Origin of the sequence: Streptomyces sp. NPDC020379 (assembly GCF_044387105.1) — a bacterium.
Taxonomy (GTDB): Bacteria; Actinomycetota; Actinomycetes; order Streptomycetales; family Streptomycetaceae; genus Streptomyces.
On record NZ_JBIRVR010000005.1, the window covers coordinates 299,380 to 314,626 of the forward strand.

13 protein-coding genes and 1 riboswitch are annotated in these 15,247 nt (G+C 74.2%); of the genes, 9 read left to right on the forward strand and 4 right to left on the reverse strand.

Annotation, left to right across the window (positions count from 1 at the left end; genetic code table 11):
* Positions 1-54: 54 nt before the first annotated feature.
* From cbiE to ACH427_RS09445, 3 genes are all read left to right on the forward strand, one after another.
* The gene (cbiE, locus tag ACH427_RS09435; RefSeq protein ID WP_398868838.1) at positions 55-1,308 is read left to right on the forward strand and encodes a precorrin-6y C5,15-methyltransferase (decarboxylating) subunit CbiE; all 1,254 of its coding nucleotides are present in this window, start codon (positions 55-57) and stop codon (positions 1,306-1,308) included.
* Between the two features lie 54 nt (positions 1,309-1,362).
* Complete coding sequence (gene cobM / locus ACH427_RS09440) at positions 1,363-2,103, forward strand: precorrin-4 C(11)-methyltransferase (protein WP_398868839.1); 741 nt, start codon at positions 1,363-1,365, stop codon at positions 2,101-2,103.
* 92 nt (positions 2,104-2,195) lie between these two features.
* Positions 2,196-2,894: an ester cyclase gene (locus ACH427_RS09445; RefSeq protein WP_398868840.1), complete on the forward strand. Its 699-nt coding sequence runs from the start codon at positions 2,196-2,198 to the stop codon at positions 2,892-2,894.
* A gap of 17 nt (positions 2,895-2,911) precedes the next feature.
* On the opposite strand, the gene ACH427_RS09450 is transcribed toward ACH427_RS09445, so the two are convergent.
* Complete coding sequence (locus tag ACH427_RS09450) at positions 2,912-4,057, reverse strand: cobalt-precorrin-5B (C(1))-methyltransferase (protein ID WP_398868841.1); 1,146 nt, start codon at positions 4,055-4,057, stop codon at positions 2,912-2,914.
* Between the two features lie 80 nt (positions 4,058-4,137).
* Here ACH427_RS09450 and ACH427_RS09455 point away from each other — a divergent pair, with 80 nt between their 5' ends.
* The 3 genes from ACH427_RS09455 to ACH427_RS09465 all read left to right on the forward strand — a co-directional run bounded on the left by ACH427_RS09455 (position 4,138) and on the right by ACH427_RS09465 (position 5,590).
* Positions 4,138-4,890, forward strand: a complete 753-nt coding sequence (locus ACH427_RS09455; RefSeq protein WP_398868842.1) for a cobalt-precorrin-6A reductase — start codon at positions 4,138-4,140, stop codon at positions 4,888-4,890.
* A gap of 78 nt (positions 4,891-4,968) precedes the next feature.
* Positions 4,969-5,328 (forward strand): hypothetical protein, encoded by a 360-nt coding sequence (locus ACH427_RS09460; RefSeq protein WP_398868843.1) that lies wholly within the window; start codon positions 4,969-4,971, stop codon positions 5,326-5,328.
* Entirely contained in the window at positions 5,321-5,590 is a 270-nt protein-coding gene (locus ACH427_RS09465; RefSeq protein ID WP_398868844.1) for a hypothetical protein, read from the forward strand. Before ACH427_RS09460 ends, ACH427_RS09465 begins: the two co-directional genes overlap by 8 nt.
* Positions 5,591-5,596: 6 nt before the next feature.
* Here ACH427_RS09465 and ACH427_RS09470 read toward each other — a convergent pair whose 3' ends face one another.
* From ACH427_RS09470 to cobG, 3 genes are all read right to left on the reverse strand, one after another.
* Positions 5,597-7,105, reverse strand: coding sequence for a precorrin-2 C(20)-methyltransferase (locus tag ACH427_RS09470; RefSeq protein WP_398868845.1), 1,509 nt, complete (start codon positions 7,103-7,105; stop codon positions 5,597-5,599).
* A complete protein-coding gene (locus tag ACH427_RS09475) occupies positions 7,102-7,728 on the reverse strand; it encodes a precorrin-8X methylmutase (RefSeq protein ID WP_398868846.1) in 627 nt (208 codons plus the stop codon). The genes ACH427_RS09470 and ACH427_RS09475 overlap by 4 nt, the downstream gene beginning before the upstream one ends.
* A 74-nt stretch (positions 7,729-7,802) precedes the next feature.
* Entirely contained in the window at positions 7,803-9,134 is a 1,332-nt protein-coding gene (cobG, locus tag ACH427_RS09480; protein ID WP_398868847.1) for a precorrin-3B synthase, read from the reverse strand.
* Positions 9,135-9,263: 129 nt separating this feature from the next.
* Positions 9,264-9,338: riboswitch (cobalamin riboswitch) on the forward strand.
* Positions 9,339-9,449: 111 nt separating this feature from the next.
* On the opposite strand from cobG, the gene cobN reads away from it, so the two are divergent.
* From cobN to ACH427_RS09495, 3 genes are all read left to right on the forward strand, one after another.
* On the forward strand, positions 9,450-13,076 hold the full coding sequence (cobN, locus tag ACH427_RS09485) for a cobaltochelatase subunit CobN (protein ID WP_398868848.1): 3,627 nt from the start codon (positions 9,450-9,452) through the stop codon (positions 13,074-13,076).
* A 152-nt stretch (positions 13,077-13,228) separates the two neighbouring features.
* Positions 13,229-14,482 carry a VWA domain-containing protein gene (locus ACH427_RS09490; protein ID WP_398868849.1) on the forward strand — a complete coding sequence of 418 codons (1,254 nt, stop codon included), beginning with the start codon at positions 13,229-13,231 and terminating at the stop codon, positions 14,480-14,482.
* Positions 14,482-15,246: a hypothetical protein gene (locus ACH427_RS09495; protein WP_398868850.1), complete on the forward strand. Its 765-nt coding sequence runs from the start codon at positions 14,482-14,484 to the stop codon at positions 15,244-15,246. Before ACH427_RS09490 ends, ACH427_RS09495 begins: the two co-directional genes overlap by 1 nt.
* Position 15,247 lies beyond the last annotated feature (1 nt).

Below are 15,247 nucleotides of genomic sequence, written 5' to 3' on the forward strand. Positions count from 1 at the left end.
GGTCAGTAGAGTTCCGGTGCCCCTGACCACCGCAGATCCTTGAGGTGCGCCCCCGTGAGCCACACCCCCGTCACCGTCGTAGGCATCGGCGCCGACGGCTGGCCCGGCCTGGCCCCGGCCTCCCAGGAGGCGCTGCGCGACGCCGAGGTGCTGATCGGCGGCCCCCGGCAGCTGGACCTGCTGCCCGCCGAGTGCGCGGGGGAGCGCGTCGCCTGGCCCTCGCCGCTGCGCCCGGCGGTGCCGGGGCTCCTGGCCGGGCACGCCGGGCGCCGGGTCTGTGTGCTCGCCAGCGGCGACCCGATGTTCTTCGGCATCGGCCGCACACTCGTCGACGTCCTCGGCGACGCCGCCGGACTGCGGATCCTGCCGCACCCTTCCTCCGTCTCCTACGCCTGTGCCCGGCTCGGCTGGCCGCTGGACGACACCGAGGTGCTCGGCCTCGTCGGCCGCCCGCTCGCCGCGCTCGCCGCCGCCCTGCACCACGGGCGGCGGCTGCTCCTCCTCGGCTCCGGCGCGGACACCCCCGCCGAGGCCGCCGCGCTGCTGGCCGCCCGGGGCTTCGGCCCGAGCCGGATGACCGTGCTCGAACAGCTCGGCGGCGAGCGCGAGCGCCGCGTCGAGGGCACGGCGGACGGCTGGCGACAGCCCCCCGGCGACGCGCTCAACGTGATCGCCGTCGAGTGCCTGCGCGCCCCCGGCGCGCCCCGCCTGCCGCTCACCCCCGGCCTGCCGGACGAATCCTTCGAGCACGACGGACAGTTGACGAAGCGTCACATACGCGCCGTGACGCTGGCCGCCCTCGCCCCCGCCCCCGGCGAGCTGCTGTGGGACGTCGGCGGCGGCTCCGGCTCCATCGGCATCGAGTGGATGCGCGCCCACCGCTCCTGCCGGGCCGTCACCGTCGAGCGCGACGCCGTACGGGCCGGGCGCATAGCCCGCAACGCCGAGACCCTCGGCGTGCCCGCGCTGCGCGTCGTCACCGGCGCGGCCCCCGCCGCGCTCGCCGGACTGCCCGTGCCCGACGCGGTGTTCATCGGTGGCGGGCTCACCGCGCCCGGCCTGCTCACGGCCTGCTGGGACGCGCTGCCCGAGGGCGGGCGCATCGTCGCCAACACGGTCACCCTGGAGTCCGAGGCCCTGCTCGGCGAGTGGTACCGGCGCCACGGCGGAGAGCTGACGCGCCTCGCCGTCGCCCGCGCCGTCCCCGTCGGCGGCTTCACGGGCTGGCGGCAGGCGATGCCGGTGACGCAGTGGGCGGCGGTCAAGACGGCGACCGGCGCCGACGGCGCCGCACCGGCGCGCCCCTGACCGGCCCGGGTACGGAAGATAAAGCCCCACCATCCCGCTAGGAGACCCCCAGCCATGACCGTGTACTTCATCGGCGCCGGCCCCGGCGCCGCCGACCTGATCACGGTGCGCGGCGCGCGGACGCTCGCCCGCTGCGGCGTCTGCCTCTACGCGGGCAGCCTCGTCCCGCGCGAACTCCTCGCCGAGTGCCCGCCCGGTGCCCGCCTCGTCGACACGGCGCGGCTGAACCTGGACCAGATCACGGACGAGTTCGTGCGCGCGCACGAGGCCGGGCACGACGTGGCCCGGCTGCACTCCGGCGACCCCGCCGTCTTCAGTGCCGTCGCCGAGCAGATGCGCCGCCTGGACGCGGCGGGCATCGCGTACGAGATCGTGCCCGGCGTGCCCTCCTTCGCCGCGGCCGCCGCCGCCCTCGGCCGCGAGCTGACCGTGCCCACCGTGGGGCAGACCGTGATCCTCACACGCGTCGCCCAGCAGGCCACCCCCATGCCCGCGGGCGAGGACCTGGCCACGCTCGGCCGCAGCGGCGCCCTGCTCGTCCTGCACCTCGCGGCCCGCTACGCCGACCGCGTCGTCGCCGAACTCCTCCCGCACTACGGCCCCGACTGCCCCGCGGCCGTCGTCGCCATGGCCAGCCGGCCCGACGAACTCGTCCTGCGCGGCACGCTGGCCGACATCGCCGGACAGGTTCAGGCGGCGGGCGTGGTGCGGACGGCGGTCATCATCGTCGGGCGGGCGCTGGCGGCGGAGCAGTTCCCGGACAGCCACCTCTACTCCACGACCCGCGCCCGCTGAGCCGTGGCTACCCCCGCGTAGCCCCTTCTCGCGTCCCGGGTGGGTGGCTGCCAGGTCTAACCTGGACATATCACCCGGGAGGTGAGGCCGCTATGGCATTTATGCAGATAGTGGACTGCAAGACGCGTAGTTATGACGAGATGAGCCGGCTCATGGACCAGTGGGTCGAGGCGACCGAGGGCAAGCGCACCGCCACCCACGCCGTCGTCGGCCGGGACCGCTCCGACGGCGATCACTATGTGGAGATCATAGAGTTCCCTTCGTACGAAGAGGCGATGAAGAACTCCGGTCTCCCGGAGACCAACCGCATCTTCGAGGAGATGGTCGCCCTCTGCGAGGGGGAGCCCGCCTTCACGGACCTCGAAGTCGTCCGTGACGAGCAGCTCAACAAGGCCACCGCCCGCCGCTTCTTCGAGGACATCGCCGTCGGGGGCGACCTCGGCCTCATGGACGAGCTGTTCGCCGCCGATTACCGCGGCCACGACATCGGCAAGGAGACGGACACCACGATCGGCTCCGACGCCATGAAGGACGACGTCACCAACTGGCGCGCGGCGTTCGACTTCCACTTCGCGCTCCACGGCCAGCTGGCCGAAGGCGACCAGGTGGCCACGTCGTGGACGTGGCGGGGCACGCACACCGGCGCGTTCATGGGCCTGGAACCGACCGGCCGGGACGTCGAGATGACGGGCGTCACCGTCTTCGCCTTCCGCGACGGCCGGATCCAGGAAGGATGGTGGACGTACGACCTGATGCGGCTCGCCCGGCAGTTGGGCCTGGTGCGGCTGTAGCGTACAGGCCGCCGCCGTCAGCCGGTCCTCGGGCCACGGGGTTCCGCGCGCCCGACGATCGTGCCCGCGCGGTCGATGCAGATGACGTCGACCGCGACCGGCGCGCCCCGCAGCACCGCGAGCGCCTCGTCACGCGCCGTCGCCGCGACCAGGTCGCCCAGCGGCACGCCACGCGCGGCGCACCGCTGGAGCGCGTCGAGGCCCGTGTTCGCGGCGGCGACCGCCGCCACGAGACCGGTGTCCGCGCCGCCCCGCCGGGCCAGCTCCGCCAGGAACCCCTTGTCCACCTGTGAACGTGCCGAATGCAGATCCAGATGCCCCGCCGCGAGCTTGGACAGCTTGGCGAAACCGCCCGCCACCGTCAGCCGGTCCACCGGGTGCCTGCGGATGTACTTCAGCACCGCGCCCGCGAAGTCGCCCATGTCCAGCAGGGCGTCCTCCGGCAGCCCGTGCACGGCCACCGCGACCTTCTCCGACGTGGACCCCGTGCACCCCGCCACATGGGTACGGCCCGCCGCCCGTGCCACGTCCACACCGCGCCGGATGCTGTCGATCCAGGCGGAGCAGGAATACGGCACGACGACGCCCGTGGTGCCCAGGATCGACAGCCCGCCCAGGATGCCGAGGCGGGGGTTCCAGGTGGAGCGGGCGATCTCCTCGCCGTGGTCCACCGAGATCTCGATCTCGACGTCACCCGTGCCGCCGTGCCGGGCGGCGGCCTCGGCGACGTGGTCGCGCATCAGCTGCCGGGGCACGGGGTTCACGGCGGGTTCGCCCACGGGCAGGGGCAGCCCGGGGCGGGTCACGGTCCCCACTCCCGGCCCGGCGCGGAAGACCACCCCGGAACCGGGCGGCAGCACCCGCACCGTCGAGCGGATCAGCGCGCCGTGCGTCACGTCCGGGTCGTCCCCGGCGTCCTTGACGACCGCCGCCATGGCCCGGCCCCCGCCCAGCTCCTCGGCGGCCAGCGCGAAGGCGGGCGTCTGTCCCTTGGGGAGCGTGATCGTCACCGGGTCGGGGAAGTCGCCGGTGAGCAGCGCGGTGTAGGCGGCGGTCGTCGCGGCCGTCGCGCAGGCCCCCGTCGTCCAGCCGTGCCGCAGCCCGGTGTGCGCGAGCTGCGCCGTACGCCCGCCCGCCGGCGGCGCGGCCTCGGTCTCAGCCACGGTGGCCTCCGGCCGTAGAGTGGGCCCCGGACCATGAACGCCCGGCGGCAGCACGGGCACAGCGAACGGAAGGGCCCGCGGTGAGCGCCGAGCGCCATGTCCTGATCCTGGGCGGCACGACCGAGGCGCGCCGCCTCGCCGCCGAGCTGGCCGCGGACCCGGCACTGCGCGTCACCAGCTCGCTGGCGGGCCGTGTCGCCGAGCCGCGGCTGCCCGCGGGGGAGGTGCGCATCGGGGGGTTCGGGGGGCCCGGCGGCCTGGCCCGCTGGCTGCGCGAACAGCAGGTGGACGCGCTCATCGACGCCACCCATCCTTTCGCCGGCACGATCAGTTTCCACGCGGCGGAGGCGGCCGCGGATGCCCATGTTCCCCTGCTCGCCCTGCGCCGCCCGGGGTGGGTCGCGGGCCCGGGGGACCGCTGGACTTCCGTCGCGTCGCTGGACGAGGCGGCGCGGGCGCTGCCCGCGCTGGGTGAACGGGTCTTCCTGACCACGGGCCGGATGGGGCTGGCCGCCTTCGCGCACCTTGAGGATATGTGGTTCCTCATGCGCTCCGTGGACGCCCCCGAGCCGCCGGTGCCACCGCGGATGGAAGTGCTGCTGGAGCGGGGGCCGTTCACGCTGGAGGGCGAGCGGGAGCTTGTGCGCAGGCACCGGGTGGAGGTGCTGGTGACGAAGGACTCGGGCGGATCGGCGGTCGCCGCGAAGCTTGTCGCCGCGCGTGAGGCGGGGGTGCCGGTGGTGGTGGTGCGGCGGCCGCCGGTGCCGACGGGTGTACCGGAAGCCGCCGGGCCGGAGGAGGCGGTGGGGTGGGTGAGAAGCGTGCTCGGCTGACGGTGACCGGTTGGTTCCGCTCCGGCGTCAGGATCCGAACCGGTACGGTTCAAACGAGGCCGGAGAGATGGAGCACCCATGACCGCACGGCAGGCCGAAGAGCCCGCGGAGCTCATCCCGCAGCCCGAGATGACGTTTCCCGCACTACGGGCCGCGCTCGCTCGTGTCGCCCCTTCCCGTCTCGCGGAGTTTCAAGCGGACCGTGATTCGGCGTTCACCGCAGCCACTCAGCACGCCTCGTTCAACCCGATCCGGATCTTCCAGATCAAGTGGGCGGCCGAGATCGAGATCGAGCGCCGCCCCGCCCTGGCCGCCCGCTATCGCTCGGCCCTGGACAGGGCGAACACCCTCGACCGTGACGACCCCCGGTGGCGTCAGGCCATGGACGAGTGCTTGGCCGTCCACAACGAGGCCCGTGCCGCGGTGACCGGTGACTGACACATGGGCGTGGGAGTACGACCCGGATCCCGGGTACGTCATCGGCGGCATCGACGACCTTGCCTTCATCGCGAAGGTGGAGCAGCGGGCCGACGAACTGGTCCGCGCCGCTACAGCTCTCTACCTTGACGGGGCGAAGTACACAGGTACTTCGCCCCGCGTGCGGCACGAGACCATCGACGCGGCGGGCATGTTCTTGTACCAGGTCGTGCCACGTCACCAGCGGGTCTGCATCCGGCAGGTCACCTTCCTCGGACAGTGAGGGCGGTTATCCCTCCGGATAACGCCTCGGCGTCCAGACGACCTCCTCGCCGCCGCCCTCACCCCGCCGCACCGCGCGCGTCTGCGTCGAGCCCACGAGGAGGATCGTGCGCATGTCGACCTCCGCCGGATCGAGGTCGCCCAGGCGCACGATCCGTACGCTCTCCTCCGGTCCGCCCACGTCGCGGCCCAGCACCACGGGCGTGTCCGGCGTGCGGTGTTCCAGCAGCAGTTCGCGCGCCTTGCCCACCTGCCACAGGCGGCTGCGGGAGCCGGGGTTGTAGAGGGCGAGGACCAGGTCCGCCGCCGCCGCGGAGCGCAGCCGTTCCGCGATGACCTCCCACGGCTTGAGCCGGTCGGAGAGCGAGATCACCGCGTAGTCGTGGCCGAGCGGCGCGCCCGCCCGGGAGGCCGCGGCGTGGGCGGCGGTCATGCCGGGCAGCACCCGCACCGGCACCTCGCGGTAGGGGTCCTCCGAGGCGACCTCCAGCACGGCCGTCGCCATCGCGAAGACGCCCGGGTCGCCGGAGGAGACGACCGCGACCCTGCGGCCCTGCCGGGCGAGGTCGAGGGCGAACTCGGCGCGCTCGGACTCCACCTTGTTGTCGGAGGGGTGGCGGCGCTGGCCGGGCCGCACGGGCACCCGGTCGATGTAGGTGCTGTAGCCGACGAGGTCGTCCGCGGCCGCCAGTTCGCCGCGGGCCTCCGGCGTCAGCCACAGCGGGCCCGCCGGGCCGAGCCCGACCACGACGACCTCGCCCTGCCCGCCGGCCGCCGCGGGCGCGTCGACGCGGCTCGGCAGCACCGCCACGGAGAAGTACGGCACCGACTCCGGTTCCACGTCCGCCAGCGCCTCCGTGCGCTGCCCGGCCATCGTGGCGCGCTCCACGTAGCGCGCGTCCGCCAGCCGCCCCGCGCGCTCCAGCGCGCCCCGCACCGCGGGGAACGTGCGGCCCAGCTTCATCACCACGGCCGAGTCGGTCGACGCCAGACGGGCCGTCAGCTCCTCCTCGGGCAGCGTGCCCGGCAGGATCGTCAGCACCTCCTCGCCCTCCACCAGCGGGCTGCCGAGCGCGGCGGCGGCCGCGCTGACCGACGTGACGCCGGGCACCACCTCGGTGGGATAGCGGCCGGAGAGCCGCTTGTGCATGTGCATGTAGGAGCTGTAGAAGAGCGGGTCGCCCTCGGCGAGCACCGCGACGCTCCGCCCGGCGTCCAGGTGGGCGGCGAGCCGGGCCGCGGCCTCCTCGTAGAACTCCTCCATCGCGCCGCGGTAGCCGCCGGGATGGTCGGTTCCCTCCACGGTGACGGGGTAGACCAGCCGCTCCTCGATGTGGTCGGGGCGCAGGTGGCGTTCGGCGATGGAGCGCGCGATGGAACGGCCGTGCCGGGCGCTGTGATAGGCGACGACGTCGGCCGAGGCGATGACCTCGACGGCACGCACGGTCATCAGGGACGGGTCGCCGGGGCCGAGCCCGACTCCGTAGAGCCGGCCCGTGGTCTGCTGCTCGCTCACTCTTCCTCGCTCGCTATCGCGTTGATCGCGGCGGCGGCCATCGCGCTGCCGCCCCGCCTGCCCCGCACCACCAGATACTCCAGCCCCAACGGGCTGCCGGCCAGCGCGTCCTTGGACTCGGCGGCGCCGATGAAGCCCACCGGGATGCCGATGACGGCCGCCGGGCGCGGGGCGCCGTCGCGCACCATCTCCAGCAGCCGGAACAGCGCCGTCGGCGCGTTGCCGACGGCCACCACCGCACCGTCGAGCCTGTCCCGCCACAGCTCCAGCGCGGCGGCGCTGCGCGTGGTGCCCATCTCGCGGGCCAGCTCCGGCACGGCCGGGTCGGCGAGGGTGCAGAGCACCTCGTTGTCCGCGGGCAGCCGCTTGCGGGTGACGCCGCTCGCGACCATGTTCGCGTCGCACAGGATCGGCGCACCGGCGCGCAGCGCCTCGCGCGCGCGGGCCACGACCCGCGGGCTGTAGGCGATGTCCCGTACGAGATCGACCATCCCGCAGGCGTGGATCATGCGCACCGCGACCTGACTGACATCCGGCGGCAGCGCGCCGAGGTCGGCCTCGGCGCGGATGGTGGCAAAGGACTGGCGGTAGATGGACGCGCCGTCCTTCTCGTACTCGAACACTTCGCCTCGCTTGCTGGTTTCGCTCTGTGGGTCCGGGGTGTGCGGCATGGCCGTTCAGGTCAGGGTCGTTCGGGTCAAGTCGTCCCGCGTGCCGCCGTCACCGCCGCCGCCGACTCCGCCGCCGTCACCGTGCGCCTCGTGCCGTGGGCGGTGCCGCCCCGTACGGCGACTTCATACCCGTCACCGGTTGCCAGGACATCCACCCAGGCACCCGAGGGATGACCGCACCTTCGTTCGCACCCGGACCAGTACACCGGCAGGCCGCCGGCACGCTGCTCCGCGAGGCAGGCCGCGGCGTCCGCCCGTACGTCCGCGCGGGACTTCGCGCAGCCGGGGCGGCCGGCGCACGCGCCCGCACGGTGCCAGGGGGAGGCGGCGGAGGTGACGAGACCGGCGTCCGCGAGCGCGGCCAGCCGATCGGCGGCCGCACCTGACGGCAGTCCCGGCACGACGACGCCGCGCCAGGGTGTCACACGCAGCTCACCGGCCCCGTCCTCGGCGGCGGTGCGGACGAGCAGCCGCCACTGAGCGGCGGTCAGCCGGCCCAGCGGCGCCGCCACCGAGAGCGCGGTGCGCCCGTACGGGCCGGTGACCAGGCCCGGTTCCACCGGAGCGCCGTGCGGCGGCGCGAGTGTGGCGGGCGCGGAGACGATCCCGGCGGTGGCCAGCCGGTGCGCCAACGTGCCGGCGCGCGGCCGGTGTTCCGCCGCGAGGTCCTTGACGCGCCAGGCGGAGGCGCCGCTTCCGCGTGCCGCGTCCAGGAACACCTCCGCCGCGAGCACGGCCGCCCGCGGCCCGTGCGCGGCGGCCATCCGCAGTCCGGAGGCGGAAGTGCCGTAGCCGAGCAGGGCCTGGCCGTCCTCGGCTGCGATCAATGTCACATCGGGGCCGAGTGCCGCGATGTCACCCCGGCCGTCGTCCAGGCCGAAGAGGAAGCGTCCCGAAAGATCCGTCACATCCGGGTTCGCGCACAGCAGCCGGTCCAGTTCCCGCGCCCAGGACTGGACATCGCCGTGCCCGGCGCCGTCCAGTCCGCACAGCGGTGACGCCACGGTGTTGCGCACCCGCTCGTGCCGGTCGGACGGCAGCATTCCGGCCGCGCGCAGCCGCTCGCCGAGTTCGCCGCCGCAGCCGTCGGCGAGGCCGCGCAGCTGTATGTTGCCGCGCGAGGTGATGTCGAGGTGCCCGTCGCCCAGCTCCTCGGACAGCCCTGCCAGCGCCGCGGCCTGACGGTCCGTCAGGACTCCGGCGGGCAGCCGGACGCGGGCCAGCGCGCCGTCGTCCGCGGAGTGCAGGCGCAGCGCGCCCGGGCAGGCGTCACCGCCCGTGCGGACGGAGCCCTTCGGGGGTACGGCGGCGCCGCCGGAGTTATCCCGGTCCGAGGCGGATGTGGGGGTGACGGACATGGCGGCGAGCATACCGACGGCCGGGCCCCGGGCACCGGCCCCTACGGCGCCCGCCAGCGCTTACTATGCTCACGGAAGGGTCGGCCCAGGTGGTCCGGCCCGGACCGAACGCCAGCGACGGCGCCAGGGGAGGAAGCCGGTGGGACTCCGGCACGGTCCCGCCACTGTGAGCCCGGCAGCGATTGCCGGGCGAGTCAGGAACTCCCGCCGTCCTCCAACCGCCCGGGGCGCGGACCCCGAGGAAGGCTGCCGCCGCATGCGCACATTCCGGTTCAGCACGCCCCGGGCGACCCACGATGCCCTGGGGAGCGCCGCGTGATCCTTCTCCTGTCGACGTCCGACACCGACCTGCTCAGCGCCCGCGCGGCTGCCGCTCAGGGGGGCCCGGTCCCGTACCGGCTCGCCAACCCCGCCCGGCTCGCGCTCGATGAACTCCCCGGCCTGCTGGAGGGCACCGACCTCGTGGTCGTCCGCCTCCTCGGCGGGGTCCGCGCCTGGCAGGAGGGCCTCGACCGGCTCCTCGCCGGGGACCGCCCCGTCGTCGTGCTCACCGGCGAACAGGCGCCCGACGCCCAGCTGATGGAGCACTCCACCGTGCCCATCGGCATCGCCGCCGAGGCCCACGCCTACCTCGCCCACGGCGGCCCCGCCAACCTCGGGCAGCTCGCCCGCTTCCTCTCCGACACCGTGCTGCTCACCGGCCACGGCTTCGAGGCGCCCGCGCCCGCCCCCACCTGGGGCCCGCTGGAGCGCACCCCGCGCGTGGCGGACACCGGCGGTCCGCGCATCGCGGTGCTCTACTACCGCGCCCACCACATGAGCGGCAACACCGGCTTCGTGGACACCCTCTGCGGTGCCGTCGAGGACGCGGGCGGCGTCCCGGTGCCGCTCTACGTCGCTTCCCTGCGCGCCCCCGAGCCCGAGCTCGTCGACGCCCTGCGCACCGCCGACGCCGTCGTCACCACCGTGCTCGCCGCCGGCGGCACCAAGCCCGCCGCCGCCTCCGCGGGCGGCGACGACGAATCCTGGGACGCCGGCGCGCTGGCCGCCCTCGACGTGCCCGTCCTCCAGGCCCTGTGCCTGACCGGGCCGCGCAGCGCCTGGGAGGAGAACGACGAGGGCCTCTCGCCGCTCGACGCCGCGACCCAGGTCGCCGTCCCCGAGTTCGACGGCCGCCTGATCACCGTCCCCTTCTCCTTCAAGGAGGTGGACGAGGACGGCCTGCCGATGTACGTCGCCGACCCCGAGCGGGCCGCGCGCGTCGCGGGCATCGCCGTGCGCCACGCCAGGCTGCGCCACATCCCGGCCGCCGAGAAGCGCCTCGCGCTCGTGCTCTCCGCCTACCCCACCAAGCACTCCCGCATCGGCAACGCCGTCGGCCTCGACACCCCCGCCAGCGCCGTCGCCCTGCTGCGCCGACTGCGCGAGGAGGGCTACGACTTCGGCACCGAGCCGGTCCCCGGTCTCGCGTCCGGTGACGGCGACGAGCTGATCTACGCCCTCATCGAGGCAGGCGGCCACGACCAGGAGTGGCTCACCGAGGAGCAGCTCGCCCGCAATCCCGTCCGCATCCCCGCCGCCGACTACAAGCGCTGGTACGCCCGGCTGCCGCGGGAGCTGCGCGAGTCCGTCGAGGAGCACTGGGGCCCGCCGCCCGGCGAGATGTTCCTCGACCGCAGCCGCACCGCCGAGGGCGACCCGGACGGCGACATCGTGCTCGCGGCCCTGCGCCGCGGCAATCTGCTGATCCTCATTCAGCCGCCGCGCGGCTTCGGCGAGAACCCCATCGCCATCTACCACGACCCCGACCTGCCGCCCTCGCACCACTACCTCGCCGCCTACCGCTGGATCGCGGCCACGCGCGAGGACGGCGGCTTCGGCGCCGACGCCATGGTCCACCTCGGCAAGCACGGCAATCTGGAGTGGCTGCCCGGCAAGAACGCCGGCCTGTCCGCCGCCTGCGGCCCCGACGCCGCCCTCGGCGACCTGCCCCTGGTCTACCCCTTCCTCGTCAACGACCCCGGCGAGGGCACCCAGGCCAAGCGCCGCGCCCACGCCACCCTCGTCGACCACCTCGTGCCGCCGATGGCCCGCGCCGAGTCCTACGGCGACATCGCGCGCCTGGAACAGCTCCTCGACGAATACGCCTCGATCTCCGCGATGGACCCGGCCAAGCTGCCCGCCATCCGCGCCCAGATCTGGACCCTGATCCAGGCCGCCAAGCTCGACCACGACCTCGGCCTGGAGGACCGCCCCGACGACGACGGCTTCGACGACTTCCTGCTGCACGTCGACGGCTGGCTGTGCGAGGTCAAGGACGCCCAGATCCGCGACGGCCTGCACGTCCTCGGCGGCGCGCCCACCGGCCCCGAGCGCGTCAACCTCGTTCTGTCGATCCTGCGCGCCCGGCAGATCTGGGGCGGTACGGCCGCCCTGCCCGGACTGCGCGAGGCACTCGGCCTGGACGAGTCCGCCGCCACCCGCACCACCGCCGACGAGGCGGAGGAGAAGGCGCGCGCCCTCGTCCAGGCGATGGAGGACGCGGAGTGGGACCCGGCCGCCGTCTCCGGCGTCGCCCAGGGGCAGCCCCAAGGCGTCGCGGACATCCTGGACTTCGCCGCCCGCGAGGTCGTCCCGAGGCTGGCCGCCACCACCGACGAGCTCGACCACGCCGTGCACGCCCTCGCCGGCGGGTTCGTGCCCGCCGGGCCGTCCGGCTCGCCACTGCGCGGCCTGGTCAACGTCCTGCCGACAGGCCGCAACTTCTACTCCGTCGACCCCAAGGCCGTGCCCAGCCGCCTGGCCTGGGAGACCGGCCAGGCCCTCGCCGACTCGCTCCTGGAGCGCTACCGCACCGACCACGGCGACTGGCCGACGTCGGTGGGTCTGTCCCTGTGGGGCACCAGCGCGATGCGCACCGCGGGCGACGACGTCGCGGAAGCCCTCGCCCTGCTGGGCGTCCGGCCGCTGTGGGACGACGCCTCCCGCCGCGTCAACGGCCTGGAGCCGATCCCCCTGGAGGAGCTCGGCCGCCCCCGCGTCGACGTCACCCTGCGCATCAGCGGCTTCTTCCGTGACGCCTTCCCGCACGTCATCGGCCTGCTGGACGACGCCGTACGGCTGGCCGCCGCGCTGGAGGAACCGGCGGAGCGCAACTTCGTACGGGCCCACACGCAGGCCGACCTCGCCGCCCACGGCGACGAACGCCGCGCCACCACCCGCATCTTCGGCTCCCGCCCCGGCACGTACGGCGCCGGTCTGCTCCAGCTCATCGACAGCCGTGACTGGCGCACCGACGCCGACCTCGCGGAGGTCTACACCGTCTGGGGCGGCTACGCCTACGGCCGCGAGCTCGAAGGCCGCCCGGCCCGCGAGGAGATGGAGAGTGCCTACAAGCGGATCGCGGTCGCGGCCAAGAACACCGACACTCGCGAACACGACATCGCCGACTCCGACGACTACTTCCAGTACCACGGCGGCATGGTCGCGACCGTGAAGGCTCTCAAGGGCAGGGCCCCGGAGGCGTACATCGGCGACTCCACCCGCCCGGAGACGGTCCGCACCCGCACCCTGGTGGAGGAGACCTCCCGCGTCTTCCGCGCCCGCGTGGTCAACCCCCGCTGGATCGAGGCGATGCGCCGCCACGGCTACAAGGGCGCCTTCGAACTCGCCGCCACGGTGGACTACTTGTTCGGCTACGACGCCACCACCGGCGTCGTGCCCGACTGGATGTACGACAAGCTCACCCAGACATACGTCCTCGACCCGGAGAACCGCGCCTTCCTCCAGGAGGCCAACCCCTGGGCCCTGCACGGCATCGCCGAACGCCTCCTGGAGGCGGAGAGCCGGGGCATGTGGGCCAAGCCGGACGCTTCGACGCTGGACGCGTTGAAGCGTGCCTTCCTGGAAACGGAGGGCGAGCTGGAGGGCGGCGAGCAGTAATCCGTCCGCGGGTCCGTCGCGCCTGCGGCGGGCGGCCTTAAACGCCGGCCGGGCTGAATCCTCGAGCCCGTCCGGCGTTTGCGGTCCGGGGCGGAGCCGCCTGCCGCGCACGCGGTTTGGGGCGGCAGCCCGTCCCTCACTAGGATCTTCGGATGATCATCACAAGACGGCTCGCGGCGGGCGCATGCGCTCTGCTCGCCGCGCTCGCCGCAGGAACCGCCCCGGCGAGCGCCGCCGACGGACCTTCGAAGGACTCCCCGAAGGTCGAGCTCGTACTGGATGTCAGTGGCTCGATGCGGGCCCGGGACGTGGACGGCCAGTCGCGCATGGCGGCCGCTCAGCAGGCGTTCAACGAAGTGATCGACGCCGTCCCCACGGGCGTGCGGCTCGGCATCCGCACGCTCGGCGCCACCTACCCCGGTGACGACAAGGAGATCGGCTGCCGCGACAGCAAGCAGCTCTACCCCGTAGGACCCGTGGACCGCACGGAGGCCAAGGCGGCCGTCGCCACCCTGCGGCCCACCGGCTGGACACCGATCGGCTACGCGCTGCGCGGCGCCGACCAGGACCTCGGCACCGACGGCGGCACCCGCCGGGTCGTCCTCATCACCGACGGCGAGGACTCCTGCGGCCAGCCCGACCCGTGCGACGTGGCCCGCGAACTCGCCGCCAAGGGCACGCACTTGACGGTCGACACGCTCGGCCTCGCCCACGACGACAAGACGCGCGAGCAGCTCACCTGCATCGCCGAGGCCACCGGCGGCACGTTCACCTCGGTCCAGCACACCGACGAACTGTCGGGCAAGATCAAGCAGATCGTCCGCCGCGCCGACACCCCCGTCGTGACCCCGAAGCCCGTGCAGGGCGCGGCCGAGTGCGCCAAGGCGCCCGAGCTCGGCGCCGGGATCTGGACCGACCGGGAGACCTTCGCCGAGCACCGCTGGTACCGCGTGCGGGTGAAGCCCGGTCAGGAGCTGCGCACCTCGGTGAGCGTGGGCGCCGACCGCGCCGTCGACCGCGACTACGGCGTGCTCGTGCGCGCCGTCGGGGAGAACGGCCAGGAACTCGTCCGCGGCTCCGACGCGGGCAGTGGGCGTACGGACGTGATGTCGTCCGGGCTGCGCTACCCCGTCGCGAAGGACAAGAACGACAAGGAGGCCCGGACGGTCTGTCTGGAGGTCTCCAACTCCTTCTCCGCGCCCCCGTCCGTCAAGCGTGACCCGGGCCTGCCGCTGGAGCTGGCCGTCGATCTGGCGAAGGCCCCCGACAACCCCTCCGACCTGGCCGCCTTCGGTCTGGGCCGGGGCTGGGTGCTGCTGGCCGTGCTGGCCGTGACCGGACTGCTCGCCGGGCTGGTGTGGGGCTGGCTGTCCCGCTGGCGTGTCGCTGTGTGGAGGGCGAACTGATGCGTGGAACCCGTGTGATGGCCGCCGCGCTGCTGGCCGGCGCGGCCCTGTTCGGCTCGGCCTCCGGAGCCGTCGCCGACACCCCGAGCCCGAGCGCCTCCGCGAAGGACGGTGACGCCCCGACGGAGGCCGGCACCACCTTCCGTACCGCCACCGCCCTCGAGCAGGGACAGAAGGCCACGGCGACCGCCTCGACCGGTGACTACCTCTACTGGCAGTTCCCCGCCGGCGCCGGGCAGCGGGCCACCGTGAAGACCACCGTGCAGCTGCCGGAGGCGTCCCGCCGGCACGGCGCGGCCACCTGGCAGCTCGACGTCTTCGACGGCCTGCGCCGCCGCCAGGCGTGCGCCTCGGGCGAGCCCACGCGGCGGGCGGCGGGCGACGCCGGCTCGGTCACCCTGACCTGCACGCTGCGCACCGTCCGCCCGTGGTCCGAGCGCTGGGCGAACGACCCGCTCCCCGGCGCCTATTACGTCCGTCTCACCGTCTCCGACGGCCCCGACCAGGACCTCGGCCTGCCCGTGAAGGCGGAGATCCAGGCGGATGTGAAGGACATGGGCGGCGCCGACGCCGAAGGCGGCGAGATCGCCCCGCTGCACGCGGCCGGGCTGAAGGAGCCGGAGAGCGGCTGGAACGGCAGCTGGTGGTCCGACCGCTGGGCGTGGACCGTGGGCGGCGCCGTGCTCGGCGCCCTCGCGGCCATCGGCGGCTACACCCTGACCCGCCACCCCCACCGCCGCCACCGCCCGCCCGTCGGGCAGTAGC